Source organism: Paraburkholderia sp. SIMBA_030, assembly GCF_046535245.1.
Taxonomy (GTDB): domain Bacteria; phylum Pseudomonadota; class Gammaproteobacteria; order Burkholderiales; family Burkholderiaceae; genus Paraburkholderia.
The window spans coordinates 1-258 of record NZ_JAWRXB010000943.1; the positions used below are offsets into that span (position 1 = coordinate 1).

The window sequence follows — 258 nt, forward strand, 5'->3', positions numbered from 1 at the left end:
CAACACGATCAACGGTAAATCCAGCGCCCGCAAGCACAGTGCAATGCGATCGCACAGCCCGCGCTGCAAGCGCCCGAACCTCATCAACTGCATCCAGCACCGAAGCCTTGCCACCTGAAGTCAACACATTCGTAACGGCGTCAACCTCAAGCAGCACATCAAGCGCCTCATGCAAATCACGCGCAGCATCAAACGCACGATGAAACGTGATGGGCATGCCATCGGCAACGTCAATGACCCGCAACAACCCTTCCCGAT

Annotated in this window: 1 protein-coding gene; it reads right to left on the reverse strand. The window is 56.6% G+C overall.

The genetic code is table 11. The features are described from left to right. Window positions 1–258, reverse strand: a 258-nt coding sequence (locus SB772_RS42800; protein ID WP_410838872.1) for a copper homeostasis protein CutC, incomplete at both ends; no start/stop codon positions are given.